A 16926-nucleotide genomic window follows, 5' to 3' on the forward strand; every position below is an offset into this window, starting at 1 on the left:
TATATGAATTGCACCTTCATAAATAAAATGCTATTATTTTATTATATCCATAACTATATTATAATGCATTTGGAGGAACCTATGAACCTGCGCCAGCTTTCCATTTTCTGCGCTGTGTGCGAGGAAATGAGCTTTACCCGTGCCGCAAAGCGGCTGTACATGACCCAGCCCGCCGTATCCCATGTGATCGCCGGGCTTGAACGGGAAACCGGATGTGTGCTGTTTGACCGTATTTCCCGCGGCATCCATCTCACGGGTGCGGGCCGGGCCTTTTACGAAAAGGCCGCGCGCATTGTGGAACTCATGGGGGACCTTGAGCGCAGCCCCGGAACGCTTGATTTTGCTTCTCCGCTGCGGATCGGCTCGAGCATCACCATTGCCAACGTATTCCTGCCGGATATCCTGCACACCTTTTCCGCATCCTTCACCGCGCCCGTTTCCGTCAGTGTGGATACCGCCCGCCATAATACGGAGAAGCTGCTCGCCAACGAGATCGACGCCGCGCTGATCGAAGGCGCGGTAACAGACAGCCGCCTCGTTGCACAGCCGTTTTCTTCCTTCTCCATTGCCGCCGTATGCGCGCCCACCTATCCTATACCGCGTTCCGTCTCTCCCGTCATGCTGGCGCGCGAAACTTTGCTGCTGCGGGAAAAGGGCAGCTCGGTGCGCGAACTCTTCGACAGCGCGATGATGCTGCACGGCCTTGTTGTGAAGCCCGCGTGGACAAGCGTGGATTCACAGGCGCTCGTGGCCGCAGCGGGAAGCAGCCTTGGCGTCAGCATCCTTCCCGAAGTGCTCATCGAAAGAGAGCTTGCGGCAGGCGAGCTCGAGCGCGTCCACATCCGTGGGATGCAGCTCAAAAATACAAATTACACCGTTTACCACAAAGATAAATACCTTTCCCCACCCCTTGCCGGATTCCTTGAGATCGCCGGGAGGGCCAAAGGAGGCTCCCATAGGTAACATCCCGGCATGTGCATCTTATCCTTTCTTTTCCGCCGTTTACCCGGTGAAAAAAGCGTCTTGCCGAAAGCATATGGACGGCGCTTTTTTTACATCCTATACTGGGAACGAAAGGGAGTGATACCTATGCTGACCATCGACAGGCTGCAAGTGCGGTACGGAAATAAGACCGCTCTTCTGGTGGACCGCCCGCTTGAGATCGGCGCGGGAGACCGGATCGGCGTCATCGGCTCGAACGGCGCGGGAAAAACTACGCTTTTAAAAGCGGTGCTCGGCCTCGTGCCCTACCATGGCCGCATCCGCACGAAGCTGCGTCCGGAAGATATTTCCGTGCATATGCAACAAAATCATTATGTCGGCACAATGCCTGTGAAACATATCATTTCAGCCATCCTCAACACCGATGTGAAAACAGACAAAAAGTTGCGCGGCCTGATTGATTTTTTTGAGTTCAGCGGCTGCATGGACAAAAAATACCCGGCGCTGTCCGGCGGACAAAAGCAGCGCCTGACAATTATCTTAGTCCTGTACCAGGACGCGCCGCTGACTTTTTTTGACGAAGTGACTTCCGGCCTCGATTTTGAAACGCGGCAGAAGCTGATGGAAAAGATGCGCGCGTGGTATGCCGGAAAAGAAAGCGCCGTCATGATCGTTTCCCATTACTATGATGAATTGGAACGCCTCGCGGATAAGCTGCTGATTTTAGACCATGGGCGCGTGGCCGCGTTCGGCAAAACAGATGAGCTGTTCCGCCGTTATTGCGGGCGGGCCGTCGTCACCATTCCCGCAAACGAAAAAAACCGCGCGCTGACTGCACATATAAAAACGGTCGCCGCGCCCGCGCACCTGCTCGCTTTCCCCTGCGCGGACGAAACAGATGAAGCGCATCTCGCATCACTCTTCATCAGGGAAAACATTGACTACCGGCGGAGCGGCACAGATATCGAGATCCTTTACAGCAATGTGCTTTCAGGAGGTGGAGCTTTATGAAAAAACTGACCCTGCGGTTTGTGGGCTACGAACTGCGCAACGCGGTGGGAAACTGGTTTTCCGTCTTCTTCGGCGTGGCGTTCCCTATTCTGATGTCGCTGCTCATTTCAAAAGCGTTTGCGGGTGAAATGCCCGCGGAATCCGTCCCCGCTTTTGAAACGGGCGTCTTTATTTCCATGAGCCTGGTCGTACCTATGGCGACGCTTCTGATCGGTTATGCCGCAAACTATTCGCAAGAGCTTGAAAAGGAAGTTCCCCTGCGGCTGCGGCTGTTCGGTTGCCCGGAGGGTGTCCTGCTCGGGGCTAAAATGATTGCAAACCTCATTTTCGTGACGGCTGCGCTCGCCGTCTATACGGCTGCTGATATCCTGCTCCTGCGCATCGAGCCTCCCGCCGCGGGAAGCGCCCTTTTGCTGGTCTTCTCCATTTACCTGCTCGCGTTGATCCTGTTTGTGCTGGCGCACGGCGTCGCCACATTGTTCGGCAGGTTCGGCCCGACCTATGCCGTCACCATGACGCTGTATTTCGGCTTTATGATTATCTGCGGCCTGATGGGCGTACCGGTAGAGCGCCTGCCCGCAGGCGTGCAGGCCGCCGCCAATGTACTCCCGATGACCTATATCGGCAATGATTTTGCCGGGTTCTGGCAAGGCGGTTCCTACGATTTTGGCCCGCTCGTCCTGTCGTTTGCAATCCTCGGCGCAATTTCTTTTGCCATACTCCTGCTCGGGCTGTGGAAACGGCGCAGGAGGAAAATTTCCTGAAATACCCTCCTGTGGCACAAGGTGAAAACTTCCGGTTTCTTCGATTCTCCTCTTACAGAGGAAAACAAAAAAGGCTTCCCCGCCCGGCACAGGAAAAAGCCCCTTCCGCGAGCATACCGGTCCCAAGGTGGCCGAGCGCCCCGGAAACGTTACATACAATATCTGGCCGCCGCCCTCCATGGGAGGAAAAACGGAAAAAACAAGGGCCGTGCGCTCTTTTGCACGGCCCTTGTTTTTTTGTTCCTTCTTTATGCAAGCTGCTCCTTCTTGCTTTTCACCAGAAATACCCACACAAACGCCGCGACCGCCGCTCCGAGAAGCGGAGCCGCAATGAACAGCCATACCTGTTCCAGCGCCTGCCCGCCCATAAAGATCGCCGGAGCAAGGCTGCGCGCCGGGTTTACGGATGTGCCCGTCAGCGGGATGCCCATAATATGCACAAAGGCCAGCGTAAGGCCAATCACGATGCCCGCAACCGAGCCCATTTTCTCCGAAGCGGTCACGCCGAGCACCGTCATCACGAACACAAACGTCAGGATCACTTCCACGAGGAATGCGCCGCCCATGGAAAGACCGACTGCCGACGCTTCGCCAAAACCGTCCTGGCCAAGGCCCGTCGCCGCGACGCCGCCCAGATCCGCACTGTTTATAATAGCCATCAAGATCGCGCTTGCCAGAATTGCGCCAAGCACCTGTGCGATTACATAACCTACAAAATCCTTACCGCTCATACGCTTTGAAAGCAGCATTGCAAAAGACACCGCCGGGTTGATATGGCAGCCCGAAACGTTCCCAATACAATACGCCATCGCAACGATGGAAAGGCCGAACGCAAGCGCGATGCCAACGATTCCGGTCACGCCGCCGATGCCGCCCGAAAGCGCCGCCGTGCCGCAGCCGAACAGCACCAGCACAAACGTACCGATAAATTCCGCAACATACTTTTTCATCAATGATACCTCCGGTTCAATGCTCCGATGATTTAAGCACACTCTATCTGACTGCATCCTTCAGCAGCTTTCCTGCTTTAAACGCAGGAAGCTTTACTTCCGGCATACGAATCGCTTCCCCAGTCCTCGGGTTCTTTCCATTGCGGGCTGCGCGGCTCCTGACTTCGAACGAGCCGAATCCCATCAGTTGCACTTTTCCGTCCGCGGCAAGCGTTTCCTTGATCTCTTCAAGGATCGCATCCGTCACGATTTCGACGTCTCTTTTCATGATCCCTGTTTTTTCCGCCACTTTGCCCACCAGTTCTTTTTTGTTCATCTGTTCTTCCCCTTTCAAATAGACAGCAAAAACCTCGATCTTCGCTCTGTAAAGGCCTCCGCTTATATACATTGGTTACTGCTTTATGTATCATATTTTAGGTTCATGCAAAGCAAAAGTCAATATACAGTGGTAGCTTTCATGAAAATCTTTTTTTCTTCTTCAGGCGCTGTGCGCCAATCAGTACGCCGCCGGGGGCGCCGTAAGCAAAACCACCGGAGGATACATCCCTGCGCTTGCCCGAAAAGTCTTGCCGCTGCGCAGCCGGACACTTTTTCGCATTTGCGGCGGGTATGCAGGCACACATGTCGCCTTTGCCCACAAATAACATTTCAGAAAATGCCGGTTGCTTCCCCGCAATAAAGGTTTATCAATAGTCTTCCTACCCTCTGTTTTGGATTTTTCGCTTTTTTCACAGACGTATCTTTGTTTTCATCCACAGGCGGTTTTTTCAGTTTTATCCGTTATTTCCGCTTCTGCGCCTCGACGCCTATTATTGATAACCAGAATTGGCTTAAGCCTATCATCCAAATGTATTGTAAAGAAAACTGGTGCAGCCGCGTTGTATCCGCCGGGCGCGGAAAGTTCGCGTACCCGGTAGGTTCCATCCATCCCAATCCTCCCGATAAACTGTCTGTCTTCTTTACCCACCGTCCATGCTTCCGCCGTATTCCCTTCCGGGAATATTTTATTCTTTTCCAAAAGTAGTTTTGCCCGTTTTTCCGGCTTTTAAACTGGTTTTTACACACACTGGGCTCACCGGGAAGCGCATCCCGTCCCGCTCCGAGGGCAGCGGGAAACCGATCCGGCGCATCTTCTTTCCCGCGTATAGGCTGCGTACGTCCCGGCAAGATAACGCATATGCTAAACAGGCTGACGCTCCTTTCTTGCCAACGCAGTTATTCCGTTACACGGCTCCGTTCCCTGTCGCATCGGATTATTTTTAGAATCTTCCCAAAGGGCAGCCGGTGGCAGCACCGCACACCGTTTAGGCCCTGTCCTGCATTGCCGCGTTTCTGCGGTTTTGTCCTGATCTGCCCATACGCATGCTTTCCCCATATTGGGAAAAACGGCGGCGCAGCATTATTTCATACTTTTTTATTCCTGTATTCCGTCCGCCCAATTATTTTCAATATATACCGGTAACTTTTACAAGAGCGGATTTTCGCCGCCCTCCTGTCTGTTTTGCTGTTTTCCATCACCCATATGGAATGAAAAACCAAGCTCTGTAGCCATTTTCATTTCCTCTTTTGATTGTAACTTGCAAATGAATCCTGTATAATATGAAATTAATTGAAAAGGAATTGTTTGAGTGAACGGAGGGTTTTGTTGAAAAGCCGTGACACGAAAAAAGAATCATTGCGTGACGAACTGATCCGCGCTGGGCTTGACTTTTTAAACGGGCATACGATGGATGAGCTTACTATGCGTAAAATGGCCGAATTGTGCCACGTAACCCCGCACGCAATCTATAATCATTTTCGGGATAAGGAAGAACTCCTGATTGCAATCGGCGACCGGATTGAGAAAAAAATCACCGAATATTGTATGGATGCGTTATTCCGGGACTCCGCTGATTTCGCCGTCAAAATGAACCGGTTTGCCCAGGCCTACCTGGTTTTGTTCGAAAAATACCCGCACCATATGCAAATACTGCTTCACCGCAGCAGGGATCCCTATTACCTGATTGAGTCGGACGGAAACACGCTTTCTTATCTGTCGAAATATTCCGGCATGCCAAACCTCAAAACGCTCAATAAACTCAGTACCCTCCCCGCCCCTATCTTAAAAGGGATGCTAAAAGTCGGGCAGGTCATGGAGCATATCAAAAAAACACCGTCCGGGCCGCCCGCCAAAAAGCAGGATCCTTCCGTTACAGAAGGCCAAATCCTGATACTTTGCTTTATCAACGGCTTGCAGTATGGGCTGCACAGCGGCTTCCTTCCGGAGGAAAACAGGGACGAGGCAATTCTTTCCATGCTTCGCCTGCTATTTGACAGAATTCTGTGAGAGGAGCGTTCCGGTATGGTTGCGAAACAAACAAAACCCCTGAAAGACCGTCTTATCGATGCGACGGTCCGCGAGATCGAAAAAAACGGCGCGGAGAACCTTTCCCTGCGCAAAATCGCGGCGGACTGCGGCGTAACGCATGCCACGGCCTACAAATATTTTGAGAATAAGCAAGACCTGATTTCCGTTTGCCGCTCCCGCATCGCAGTGCGCGTTCATGCCTATTGCAAGCGTGCGGCGCACAATGCGCAGGAGCCTTATATTGCAATGTGCAAAGCCTACCTTCGTTATATGGTCAGGTATCCGCATTTTCATGCCCTGCTCCACATGTCGCCTTTGGCAAAGCAAAACGAGGATCCGGTCATCAGGGCGTTTCCCGAAAGACAACATGCGGCACAAAGGGAAATGATCCGGGACTTCCTACGCCGCTGCGGCATACCGGAAAAAGAACGGCTTCCCCTCATACAGATGGTTTCCACCCTGCTCAACGGCCTGATTGCCGTTTTAAACAGCCGAACCGCCGTTTACGAAGGAAGCGATATCACCGAACTGGTGGATGTGTTTGTTTTTAACGCTTTGAAACTCCGGCCAAAGGAGCGGCCCGGCGCGTAAACCCACACGGCTTGCTTGCCTCCGGAGGCCGGGGCGGCTTTTGGGGATATGCGGCTTTCCTTTGCCGCGCAGCCGCATGGCCGTAAAACCGTTCTTGCGCGGGCAGGGATGCGTGTCCAATTCATACGGCAAAGCGGCGTTTCTTTGAAATCCCTTTTTGGTTTTTTTGACTGTCCGGCGCGCGCCCTTTTCTTTTTTTGCCGTCAATGGTATGATAAAGATGAAATAAATTCCGCGAAAAGGAAGGCCTGCGCCATGAAATCAGCCGTCGGCGGACTTGCGACTGCATTCTCCATGTATTCCATATTGCCTATGCCCCAGCTTGAGTGGACTTCCTCCACCATGAAATATGCCATGTGTTTTTTTCCGCTGGTGGGCGTACTTTGCGGCGGGGCCGTATGGCTGTGGATGTGGATATGTTCCGCCATTTCCCTTGGAACGGTGCTGTGCGCCGCCGTGCTTACGCTGCTGCCCATACTCCTTTCGGGCGGAATCCACCTCGACGGGCTGATCGATACGGGGGACGCCCTCGGCTCGCACCAAAGCCCGGAACGCAGGCTGGAAATCCTCAAAGATTCGAATGTAGGGGCGTTCGGAGTCATTTTTTGCGCCGCCTATCTGCTCCTTACCTTCGGGTTTGCCGCGCAGTTTTCCGCGGGCGCTTCCGTTCCCCTGCTGCTGTGTTTCGGATATGTGCTTGCACGCGGGTATTCCTCTTTTGCCATCGTTTCCCTGCGCCTCGCGCGCAATACCGGCCTTGCACACGCGTTTGCAGACAGCGCGGCAAAAAAGACCGTCCGGGCCGTCAGCATCCTGTGGATTGCGGCGGCTATGGCAGGCATGATCCTGCTTGCCCCTGCAGCGGGAACCGCCGCATCTATCGCTTCGCTGCTGTGGTTCCTGATCCTTCGCCGGATTTGTTACCGTAAATTCGGCGGGCTTACCGGCGACCTCGCGGGGTTCCTGCTTTGTGTGATGGAACTCATTGTGCTTGCCTGTGCAGCCGTGGCGGCGTAAATATGGGAAGCGAAACGAACGCCTGCGTTTATATGCTCCGGTGCGCGGATGGCACGCTTTATACGGGCTGGACAAACGATATTGCAAAGCGCCTTGCGGCCCATCAGGCCGGATCGGGCGCAAAATATACCAAATCAAGGCGGCCCGTGCAGCTCGTTTACGTCGAACGGGCCGAAACGAAACAGCAGGCGCTGCGGCGCGAATGCGCAATCAAGCGGCTGTCCCGCAGGGAGAAGCTTGCGCTTGCCGAATCATGGAAAGGCCCGGCTTCCGTCTGAATGGTTTCCTGTATAGATACCTTTACCAAAAAAGCTTGCCGCCGTTTCATAGGACAGGCCCTTTTTTCAGACTGTCAATAAACCTTTGTGCGGATCATCAACCGTTTTTTCTAAACTGTTATTTGCGGACAAAGACCGCATATACGCCCGCAGGCCCGCTCATATGGCGGTTCTACGGCCGCGCGCTCGACGCGCAGCAAAGTTCGAAAAAACATTCCTCCGCGTAGCGGCGGCACTTTTTCGGCACGCCCTTTTTTATTGTCCGTTTTTCTTGACATTTCTCAGGTAAGCGTCCGTTTTTTAACGGCGGTTTTTGTCATACCCGGTTTTCGAAATTGCATATCTGCATGGCTACACCGTCCCCCATGCGCCGGAATCCATGTTTTTCATAGAATGCGGCGTTTTTTTCCTCCGGCATGATGTTGATGTAGAGATACGTCCTGTATTTTTCCTTCGCCAGAGCGACCAGCTTCCCGGCGATCCCCCGGCCCTGGTAGCCGGGATGCACCAACAGATAGTGCAGGAACACCACGAGTTCCCCATCCGCCACCGCCCGCAGCAGGCCTACCAACCTGCTGCCGTCCCACGCGCTGAAAACGGCGGATGAATTCATCAGGGCCTTGTAAAGCCTCGTGGGATATTCGCCTGACAGCCAACCCACAGACAAAAACAACTCCTGTACATTTTCCCGGCTGAAAATTTTTTCTTCTGTAAAGCGGATCTCCATTTCTAAGATTCCTCCCTTTTTCCTTAGGTAAAAACGGAAAGTTCCTCTGCCATTCTCTCCCGCGGCCTTCCGAGGCCTGCATAACCGGCGCAGCGGCACAGAGAGCCATTCACTTCATAGTCCAGCAAAAACTGGGAAACCTCTTCCGGATCGAACAACCAGTCCTGCGCCGCCACATCGTCCCACGCCCTGTTGAGGAAGGCGACTTCCCGCCTCCCATGCGTACGCGTAACCTGTATCTTTCCGGCGCATTCAATATATGTTTCAACCTGCGCCGCTGCAAATCCATCTGCCGCAAGCGCCGCGCGGATTCCACCGAGCGCCGTTTCCGGCAAACGCGCCCATTCCTTTTCCCCCATCGCCAAGACCACCGCATAGCGGCTTGCACAATGAACCGCAAGCAGTGCTTCCCGCCCATGCAGGCGAATCACATGCAAATCCCAGCAAAAAATCCGTTTCACCTCCGCACCATAGCGCAGGCCCTTTATCCCCATGCGCTTTTGCAGGGGAATCGTATATCCAAATTCCATATTGCCAGTATAACAAAAAATCCCCGGCAGGAAAACATCCGGAGCCAGGGCACACACCGGTTTGGTATTACGGATTTTCCGGAATTTTTCATTGGGCCGCGGTACAAAAAGTAATATCCTCTGAAACTTGTAAAAGGAAATTGGCGGCGCCCCCCAGGCCGCCAATCATGCTGCGGGGGTAAAAGGACCTGTTCCCAATCCTTCCATGCATTTTTGCAAACATATGCCGGTGGGGTTGAACCGAAGCAAATCCGTTGACGAGGGCAAAACCAGTCCCTAAAAAAGCCTTTTGGCCTATATGAATTCTCTTTGACCAGCATTAAGGACGTTTTGCAGGCGCAAAGCAGCCCCGCGCAAAAAAGGCTTCCACCCCAAAGAGACGAAAGCCTTTCGTTTATTCCACTGTTTCGCCGCCGGTCCTTACCCCACAACCTGATAGGCGATGACCGTTTTCTGTCCGTCTGCGAAATAAAAATCAATCAGGAACGCTTTTCCGTCATCCGTCCGTTTTCCGATCTGGTAAGACTGCCCTGTCCCGCCGCTTTGCACCTCCTGCGCCACTATAAATCCATCCTCGTTACCAGCTTCGCAAGGTAATTATTGACATCATCTGCGGATACTTCGCCGTTGCCGTATGTAACCCCGGTTTTTGTACCGTCCTGCCCCGTACTTTTGGACGTTCCCGTAATGGCCCGTTCCCCAACCACGGAATACAGCGTAATAACCTCCTGTCCTCCGGCTTCGACTGTCTCCGCCGTCTTCGGCATGCAGCCTGTCGCCGCAACCAGCAGCGCCGCCACAAGGACCAGAATGACCAACAGTTTTCTTTCCTTCGCACTCCTGTGTTCCTTCCCTCCCTGACCTGTCACCAATTTAATTTTGTTTTTGCGTCAAAATTTCCGCCGTCCGTTTCCACATCCACATCTGCGGGCACGGCGATGAAAAGGGTTGGCGTCACCCATTGGACCTGCCCTTTCAGGGCGTAGACCGCCCCGCCCACAAAATCGGCGATGCGCTGCGCCGCGCCGTTTTCAAGCCCGCCTACGTTCACCAGCGCCTGTCTGCCGTGTTCGAGGTCTGCGGCGATCTCCCGTGCGTCTTCATATTCTTTCGGTTCATAAATAAGTATTTTCGTTTTTCCGTCGTACATACGGATAATTTTTCCCTGTTCCCTTTTTCCGGAACGCGCCCGTTCCCGCGGTTCCTCCTGCATGGGTTCACCGTAAAAACCCTCTTCATATGCCTCGGCCGGCGTTTCCTCAAATCCGATTGCGTTTAAAAATTTGTTCCCAAACCTTCCCATATACGTTCTCCTTGTTTCATTTATTCCGTTAATTGACCGGCCATCCGTTGAGGATCGCTCCTTCATAGGCCTGTTCTTCCATCAACATTAACGGTACCCCGTTTGGCGCGGTCGAAAACCTGATTTCATCTGTTTCCTGTACCGTTTGAACGGTTTCACGTTCATCAAGGTATGCGAGCCGGCGAACATACCGGAACCCGGAGCCTTCAAGAGAACTGGTTACGACACCATTTTTGGAAGAAGAACAGTGCGCCACAAGCGCGTCTCTTTCTTCATCCGCGCCCGCAAGGATGCCGACATGGTTGATTCCCGCGTCCTGCGGGTTTTTATAGAAGGCAATACCTCCCGGCTGCGCTGTTTCCCATGTGATCTCATAAGAATACACCCACTGGCCCGCCGTATGCTTGTGCTTTTTACCGCTTCTCCTTTGCCTTCCACCCGTTTTCCTCCACTGTTGATATTGTGGAAAATTCCTGTTATTGGATGAAAACATTTTTTCTACCGCGATGGAACGTGCTCTTCCATTGCGGGAATCCGTGCCGCTTCCTACTGCCATTCCCGTACTTGTTTTCCGCCGCCGTATAGGTTGCGATAATTTTTGTTATGTTTATAAAAAAAAGAACCCTTCGCCCAGGCGAAGGGTTCTTTCCCCCTATTGATTGGTAATCTGTTCATTTATTTTTTGTAAGGAACGGCTTTTTTTGCCGTACAATTAACAAAAACAGTCCCGGGATGCTATAGTACCCCTAGAAACAGAATAAGCGTATGATCTTATTATTCCATTAACAACAATTATCGCAAGTTTTTATGCAGGCCAGGCCCCTTGAGGCCTGTTTTTTCTTTTCCCTCGATACGGCCATGTCTTTCCGCTTATCATTTTTCATCTAGCCGCGCGATATAAAAAACAAGCTGCCCAGCGATTCATAGTGCCTTCTTAGCCCATCCTGCGCGCCGGGCCGAAGCGTCTTTCCGCCAAAAGCGGGAAACGTGCCGCAGCACTTTCCCGGCAGGAAGGCAGTAGTATATCCTTTACCACCTGCCAAAGCTGCTGCCGCCCGCTCCGCCGCCGGAGAATCCTCCGCCGCCCGAACCGCTGCCACCGCCCGAATTTTTGGTTGCCGTCATACTGGCAAGCGCGTTTTGCATGCCCCGGTGCAGCGACCGCGTGAAATACAGCGTAGACCACGTGCCGCCGTAATACCCATAATACCAGCGCGGCGGTTCAAGTGCGATGCTTTCAAACTGCTTGGCCCATACATCCGAAACGCCCAATACATAGGCATAGGGCAGGATATGGTAAAAATAGGACGGATCGTCATTCACCATTGTTTTCAGTTTGTCGGCTTCCACAGTTTCAATAAAGCGCTTCAGGCCGAGGATGCGTCCCGCCCACTGTGCGCCCTGCCCGGTACGGCGGGGCATCGTCCCCGCAAGGAATGCCATCACAAGGGAGGCCACTGCCGGGATACACAGCCACAGCCCAACAAGGAGCGGAAAAAATAGATACATAGCGGCATAGCTGGCGGCGATCAGCACGATTCCACCGGCCGTCTTGCCCACGTTTGCCGATTTTTTGTCCGATTTCCGTTTGCTGACCGCGTCGCACACCAGCAGCGCGCCCAGCCAGCAAAAGAGGCCAAATACCACGCCAAACAGTATGGAAGCAAGCAGATCCATGCTGTCAAGGTAAGACGCGACAACGGCAAACGCCGCCAGTGGGACCGCCGCCAGCACGGTGGACAAGTATTCAAATACAACTGACTTTTTGGTGTACACACGGTTCTGCTCCGTGTTGTATTTCGCTTTAATCCGTTTTTTGGCGGAACGTATTGTATCGGCGAACTCATATTTCATATCCTTGATGCTGATGCTGTCCGAAAGCACAAACATCTTGCCGAAGATAACCTTTTCGTAATCGTTGGCGTCCGCAGGGAGATCCTGCGCCTTTTTGAAGACCATGTTCTTTTCATCCGGCTGGTGGATCTCGATATACCCCCGGTCAGCCCAGAAGATGAGCAGGGAAACAACGTCTTTGTCGCTCGATTCGCCGTCGATGATATAGCCGACGTCCGCGCTGTTCATACCTTCCGGCGCTTCAAACTCAACCGTTTCCACTTCCCTGCGGCGTCTCCCCGCCGCCGCAAGCAGGATCAGCGTCGCCGCCAGTGCCGCGCCGCCCAACAAAAACGCCGGCAAAAAAGAGGAAAACGCGGTTCGCGCGCCCTCATAATAGCCTTCCGGCAGTTCGATCCGCACGCCTACGCCATAGCCGCCCTCGATGGTCTTTATTACCTCTCCCCGGATGATGTTGCCTTCCACCGTATAGCGGAGCGCGTCCGTATCATACGTCCCGCTGCCCTCTATGCCGGTGGTAAAACCGATTTTTTCCGCGTCGAATTCCTTCGGCATTTCAATCGTGAAAGCCAAGTGTTCAATAGGAACCGTATTTTGCGGGCTGACGAGGTTATAATAAAATTCATCTGCGTCCGTAAGCGTATCCGCCCCGAGATCATAGCGGTAGCTATACTCGTATTCCTGTACGCCCGTAACTGTTATATCCGGGTCGCCCAGGCGGATGACCATGTTGCCGCCATCCTTCTCCGTCTCGCTCGGTACATTGGCAGTCACGTCCGAAAGGACGGCGTGCGCCCCGTTTTCTACAAAATTCCCGTTTACCATGCGTTTCAGCTGCATATCCACGGGAACCGTTTCCGTGATACCGTGCGTCTCGCCCACGCTCCGCGAGAAATCCGCCGTAATTTTCTTGGAAATGTCATACGTATTGTCCCGGTTCACCCGGATCGTGATCTCCTCGCTTGAAATCACATAATCCGGCGCCGCCTGCGCAAAGGCGGTCAGCGGCAGAAGCAGGAGCAGTGCCGCCGCGGCAAGCACTGCAAGTTGTTTCATTTTTCTCTTCATTCCACTATTTCCTCCAAGCTGTCTGTACGGCAGATCAGCCCTCTTTTGCGGTCTCTTTCGCACAGTTTGACTGTCCGGCTCCTCTTTTTCCCGTCTACCGCCGGCCCGTTCCCTTTGCCGCGGGCGCGGTTTTTACCAGACGGAAAGCCTCTCTTCGGGCGCGAGATACATGCCGTCGCCTTCTTTGGCGCCGAACGCGTCGTAAAACTCCTGGAACTGCTGCACGTTCACGTTTGTGCGCAGATAGCCTGGCGCGTGCGTGTCCACCTGCAGCAGATATTCCGCGGTCGCTTCCGTTTCCTGCACCTTCCAGACCTTCGCCCAGCTTTCAAAGAACGTCTGGTAGTCGAACCCGTCCATTCCTTTCGCAAGCTCGAGCATACAGGACATTCCGCCGAGGTCGGCGACCGTCTCGCCGATGGTGTATTCCCCGTTTACATATTTCCCGGGCAGCACCTCCATGCCCGCATAATACGCACCCACCTTGTCTGTGCGCTCTTTGAACGCCGCGCGGTCTTCATCCGTCCACCAGTTGGAGAGGTTGCCGTCCTTGTCGAAAAGGCTGCCCATGTTGGAATCGAACCCGTGCGTGATCTCGTGGCCGATGATGACGCCGAGCGCGCCCATCTGCTCTGCCACGGAGCCGTCCGGATTATAAAAATCCCCGCCTAAAATGCCCGCCGGGATATTGATGGAGTTGTCTGTCGGCCGGTAATAGGCGTTTACCTCCTGCGGCGATGTGATCCAGAGATTCTGGTTGACCTCTGCCTTTGCCTTATCCACCTTCTCCGACATACTCTTTTCCCGCACAGCAAGGACGTCGTCTATGATCCCGCCGCCCTCGGGCAGCGCGTAATCCGAATAATCATACAGCGACCAGTCGTCCGGATAGGCGACGCGGATCGTCAGATTGTCGAGCTTTTCGATGGCCTTCGCCTTCGTCTCGTCGCTCAGCCACTCGTTTTCTCCTAGCCGCTGCCGGAAAACCGCCACGGCGTCGTTTACGAGCTTCGTTACGTCCTGCTTCGTCTCCTCCGTCACATAATTTTCCACATACAGCTTCCCGATCGCCATATCGAACAGCTTGGAGCACATCTGGTAGGCAAGCTGCTCCGTCGGCAGCTCCATCTGCGCGTTTCCCGCAGCCGCGCCGCTGTATTCCGTCATAATGTCGAGGCACTCCTGGTCGAGCAGCGCAGCCGCACCCGTCAGAGTCTGGTAAACGAGCCACGCCTTGAACGCTTCCAGATTCTCCTCCGTATACAGCTCGTTCATCTTCGCAAGCCATTCCGGCTCCATTAAGATGAAGCGGTCGATCCCGCCGTCTATGTAGGGCCTCAATATCTCCGTGACCGGAAAATTCGGGGACAGCTCCGCAAGCTCCGCCGCGCTTTTCGGATTGTAGGACTTTTCCCGCGTATCCTCCGCAGCTCCCTCCGCCGTGCCGATCGACACCGACGCCATTTCCGTTTCAAGCGCGAAGAACGCTTCCCACAGGGCGGCCGCGTCCTCCTCTGTATAGCCCGCGCGGACAAGCAGCTTTTTGAACATGACCTCCGACGCATCCTTCTTCCGCTGTCCTACGTCCGTTATGCTTTTATATTCGTCCGCGTCCGAAAGGGAGAAAGACGGCGCGCTGAGGAAGATCGCATTATGCGTACTGTCCTTCCAGTCCGTCGCGATCTCGGTCGTCATGGGCGCGCCCGCGAGGTTCCCCCAGTCGGCAATGTAGGCCGTAAGGCCGTCCATGTCTTCGATCGCCCGTATCTCCTCGAGCAGCGGCAACATCGGCTCCATGCCGAGGGCGTTGCGGCTGTCCATATCTATGAAGTCGTTATAAAATTCCCGCACGAGCTCCGCCTCGTGGCTGGTCTGCGACTCGTCCGTAATGAGCTCCATGATCTGCGCCATCACCTCGTTGCCGCGCTCGGTGAAGGTGCTGACCTGTGCCTGCGCGCCAAGCTCCGTTCCCGCCATCCATTCCTGGTTGACCGCCGCGTTGAAGTCGCTTTTGGGATCGGTCTGCATGTCCGCCGTCACATTCCCGGAAACATCCGAATTAATCCACGCCGCGCCCGGCGCCGTTTCCTGCGCGCCACTCGTCGGCTGCGCCGAAGCGGAGGCGGAGGCTTCCGCAGACGCGGACTCCTGCGGAGGTTGTGCGCAGCCTGCCAAAAGCAGGAATGCCAAAAGCAGCAAGGCTGCTGTAATCTGCCGTAATTTTTTCATTTGAACTGTCCCTCGTTTTTTAGATTCTTTTTTTCTTAATATGATACAGGATTTTTTCCTGTTTTTCCAGAGAAGCTGTCTGCTTTAGAAGTGTGTTCCCACAGCGCCGCAATTTCCTTACGCTTCTTCGAACGAATGAGGTACAGGCCAATGAGCAGGTATGCAACGCCTGAACCGAGTAGAATGACCGCTTCCCAGATTCCTAAAGCCGCCTCGCTATATATGAGGCCTGCCGAAATGTCGGCCAGTGTATGGATGATGACAGGCCCCCACAAATTCCGCGTCCGTGCGTAAACTGCGCAGAAGAATACGCCGACTCCCGCTGTATTAACAACCTGTATGAGTGTGCTGTCAAGAAGAGACAGACCGTGTCTTAGGTTGAGCAAATGGATCAGGCCAAACATCAATCCGGAGATCAGCACCGATTTTAGAATATAATTCTTATTGCCGGCCCATTGATTCATCATATTCTGGAAAATCAGACCGCGGAAAAGAACTTCTTCATAAAAGCCGGGAGCAATTCCGCCTAAAATAATGGGGAAAAGTTCAGTGCCGGGCGGCAAAATTCCGTCGTAAAGCAAGGGATGGATAATGTTAGGAAAGGCGACAAAAGCGAAAGCAATTGACGCAAGTGCAAGCGACGTTCCAAAGCTCTCCTTTCGGAATCCGAATTGGTATGTGCGCCTGCTGACCAACTTCATAATCACGATTATAAGAAATGCAATAACAATACGTACGATCCTGTAAGCATAGGTGTTTATATAGCTTCTATAATCCTCCATGCCTTCTTCGGGAACTGCTAAATTTGCAATAAAAGAGGAAAGGAATATGCAAATCAGCGCTACGCCCACAGCAACGACGATCGCGAAAAGGACCGGATAGTGAAAAAGGCTGCGTCTTTCTCCTCTGGTTTGTTCCATGTTCTGTTCTCCTTTTGATTGATATGGTTTGATTCCTATGGCCTAATCCATGTAAAGCGTCATGATCGCAGAACACAGGCACACAGGCCCGGCCATCTTACTTTAAGCCGTGCGCTTTTCTCCGGCAATACAACGCCGTTCCCGCTATTCCCTCTCCGCGCACGCCGCACCCGGCTCGCTTCCCTGCGCCTGCGGCGGCGCGCTCTCCGCTGCCGAAGCGGGGGCGGTTTCCTAAGGCACGTTCTCCTGTACGGGCCATGCACAGCCCGCCGGAAGCAGGAAGGCCGCTGTGATCTTCCATAATTTTTTCATTCTGGTCTTCCCCCGTTCTTTCAAATTCTTTTCTGCCTTTATGGCAATGATGATATAGGACGTTTCCCCGTTTTCCAGAAGTG

Annotated in this window: 20 protein-coding genes; 7 read left to right on the plus strand and 13 right to left on the minus strand. The window is 53.6% G+C overall.

Annotated features, from left to right (window positions below; all coding sequences use genetic code 11):
- The first annotated feature begins 81 nt into the window (after window positions 1-81).
- The 3 genes from H8S18_RS08265 to H8S18_RS08275 all read left to right on the plus strand — a co-directional run bounded on the left by H8S18_RS08265 (window position 82) and on the right by H8S18_RS08275 (window position 2717).
- Window positions 82-963 carry a LysR family transcriptional regulator gene (locus tag H8S18_RS08265; RefSeq protein WP_186857838.1) on the plus strand — a complete coding sequence of 294 codons (882 nt, stop codon included), beginning with the start codon at window positions 82-84 and terminating at the stop codon, window positions 961-963.
- Window positions 964-1089: 126 nt separating this feature from the next.
- On the plus strand, window positions 1090-1953 hold the full coding sequence (locus tag H8S18_RS08270; RefSeq protein WP_186857839.1) for an ATP-binding cassette domain-containing protein: 864 nt from the start codon (window positions 1090-1092) through the stop codon (window positions 1951-1953).
- On the plus strand, window positions 1950-2717 hold the full coding sequence (locus H8S18_RS08275; RefSeq protein ID WP_186857840.1) for an ABC transporter permease: 768 nt from the start codon (window positions 1950-1952) through the stop codon (window positions 2715-2717). Before H8S18_RS08270 ends, H8S18_RS08275 begins: the two co-directional genes overlap by 4 nt.
- A 248-nt stretch (window positions 2718-2965) precedes the next feature.
- On the opposite strand, the gene H8S18_RS08280 is transcribed toward H8S18_RS08275, so the two are convergent.
- The 3 genes from H8S18_RS08280 to H8S18_RS08290 form a co-directional block, all read right to left on the minus strand.
- Window positions 2966-3670: an MIP family channel protein gene (locus tag H8S18_RS08280; protein ID WP_186857841.1), complete on the minus strand. Its 705-nt coding sequence runs from the start codon at window positions 3668-3670 to the stop codon at window positions 2966-2968.
- Window positions 3671-3710: 40 nt separating this feature from the next.
- Window positions 3711-4055 (minus strand): HU family DNA-binding protein, encoded by a 345-nt coding sequence (locus H8S18_RS08285; protein WP_279288448.1) that lies wholly within the window; start codon window positions 4053-4055, stop codon window positions 3711-3713.
- A 360-nt stretch (window positions 4056-4415) separates the two neighbouring features.
- Window positions 4416-4685 (minus strand): hypothetical protein, encoded by a 270-nt coding sequence (locus H8S18_RS08290; RefSeq protein WP_186857842.1) that lies wholly within the window; start codon window positions 4683-4685, stop codon window positions 4416-4418.
- A gap of 627 nt (window positions 4686-5312) precedes the next feature.
- On the opposite strand from H8S18_RS08290, the gene H8S18_RS08295 reads away from it, so the two are divergent.
- The 4 genes from H8S18_RS08295 (at window position 5313) to H8S18_RS08310 (ending at window position 7900) form a co-directional block, all read left to right on the plus strand.
- On the plus strand, window positions 5313-5993 hold the full coding sequence (locus tag H8S18_RS08295; protein WP_186857843.1) for a TetR/AcrR family transcriptional regulator: 681 nt from the start codon (window positions 5313-5315) through the stop codon (window positions 5991-5993).
- 15 nt (window positions 5994-6008) lie between these two features.
- Window positions 6009-6605: a TetR/AcrR family transcriptional regulator gene (locus H8S18_RS08300; RefSeq protein ID WP_186857844.1), complete on the plus strand. Its 597-nt coding sequence runs from the start codon at window positions 6009-6011 to the stop codon at window positions 6603-6605.
- Window positions 6606-6860: 255 nt separating this feature from the next.
- Window positions 6861-7622 carry an adenosylcobinamide-GDP ribazoletransferase gene (gene cobS / locus H8S18_RS08305; protein WP_186857845.1) on the plus strand — a complete coding sequence of 254 codons (762 nt, stop codon included), beginning with the start codon at window positions 6861-6863 and terminating at the stop codon, window positions 7620-7622.
- A gap of 2 nt (window positions 7623-7624) precedes the next feature.
- On the plus strand, window positions 7625-7900 hold the full coding sequence (locus H8S18_RS08310; protein WP_186857846.1) for a GIY-YIG nuclease family protein: 276 nt from the start codon (window positions 7625-7627) through the stop codon (window positions 7898-7900).
- A gap of 316 nt (window positions 7901-8216) precedes the next feature.
- Here H8S18_RS08310 and H8S18_RS08315 read toward each other — a convergent pair whose 3' ends face one another.
- The 10 genes from H8S18_RS08315 to H8S18_RS08360 form a co-directional block, all read right to left on the minus strand.
- The gene (locus tag H8S18_RS08315; protein ID WP_186857847.1) at window positions 8217-8627 is read right to left on the minus strand and encodes a GNAT family N-acetyltransferase; all 411 of its coding nucleotides are present in this window, start codon (window positions 8625-8627) and stop codon (window positions 8217-8219) included.
- A 23-nt stretch (window positions 8628-8650) separates the two neighbouring features.
- The gene (locus H8S18_RS08320) at window positions 8651-9157 is read right to left on the minus strand and encodes a DUF6933 domain-containing protein (protein WP_186857848.1); all 507 of its coding nucleotides are present in this window, start codon (window positions 9155-9157) and stop codon (window positions 8651-8653) included.
- Window positions 9158-9577: 420 nt separating this feature from the next.
- Window positions 9578-9718: a hypothetical protein gene (locus H8S18_RS08325; RefSeq protein WP_186857849.1), complete on the minus strand. Its 141-nt coding sequence runs from the start codon at window positions 9716-9718 to the stop codon at window positions 9578-9580.
- On the minus strand, window positions 9718-9975 hold the full coding sequence (locus H8S18_RS08330; protein WP_186857850.1) for a hypothetical protein: 258 nt from the start codon (window positions 9973-9975) through the stop codon (window positions 9718-9720). The genes H8S18_RS08325 and H8S18_RS08330 overlap by 1 nt, the downstream gene beginning before the upstream one ends.
- A gap of 47 nt (window positions 9976-10022) precedes the next feature.
- A complete protein-coding gene (locus tag H8S18_RS08335) occupies window positions 10023-10460 on the minus strand; it encodes a cell division protein SepF (protein ID WP_186857851.1) in 438 nt (145 codons plus the stop codon).
- Window positions 10461-10488: 28 nt separating this feature from the next.
- Window positions 10489-11016 (minus strand): C40 family peptidase, encoded by a 528-nt coding sequence (locus tag H8S18_RS08340; protein WP_186857852.1) that lies wholly within the window; start codon window positions 11014-11016, stop codon window positions 10489-10491.
- Window positions 11017-11489: 473 nt separating this feature from the next.
- Window positions 11490-13382: a DUF2207 domain-containing protein gene (locus H8S18_RS08345; RefSeq protein ID WP_186857853.1), complete on the minus strand. Its 1893-nt coding sequence runs from the start codon at window positions 13380-13382 to the stop codon at window positions 11490-11492.
- A 132-nt stretch (window positions 13383-13514) separates the two neighbouring features.
- The gene (locus H8S18_RS08350) at window positions 13515-15611 is read right to left on the minus strand and encodes a M13-type metalloendopeptidase (protein ID WP_186857854.1); all 2097 of its coding nucleotides are present in this window, start codon (window positions 15609-15611) and stop codon (window positions 13515-13517) included.
- Between the two features lie 35 nt (window positions 15612-15646).
- Window positions 15647-16531 carry a CPBP family intramembrane glutamic endopeptidase gene (locus H8S18_RS08355; protein WP_186857855.1) on the minus strand — a complete coding sequence of 295 codons (885 nt, stop codon included), beginning with the start codon at window positions 16529-16531 and terminating at the stop codon, window positions 15647-15649.
- A gap of 97 nt (window positions 16532-16628) precedes the next feature.
- Complete coding sequence (locus tag H8S18_RS08360; RefSeq protein WP_186857856.1) at window positions 16629-16832, minus strand: hypothetical protein; 204 nt, start codon at window positions 16830-16832, stop codon at window positions 16629-16631.
- Window positions 16833-16926 lie beyond the last annotated feature (94 nt).

Source organism: Christensenella tenuis (assembly GCF_014287795.1).
GTDB lineage: Bacteria > Bacillota > Clostridia > Christensenellales > Christensenellaceae > Christensenella > Christensenella tenuis.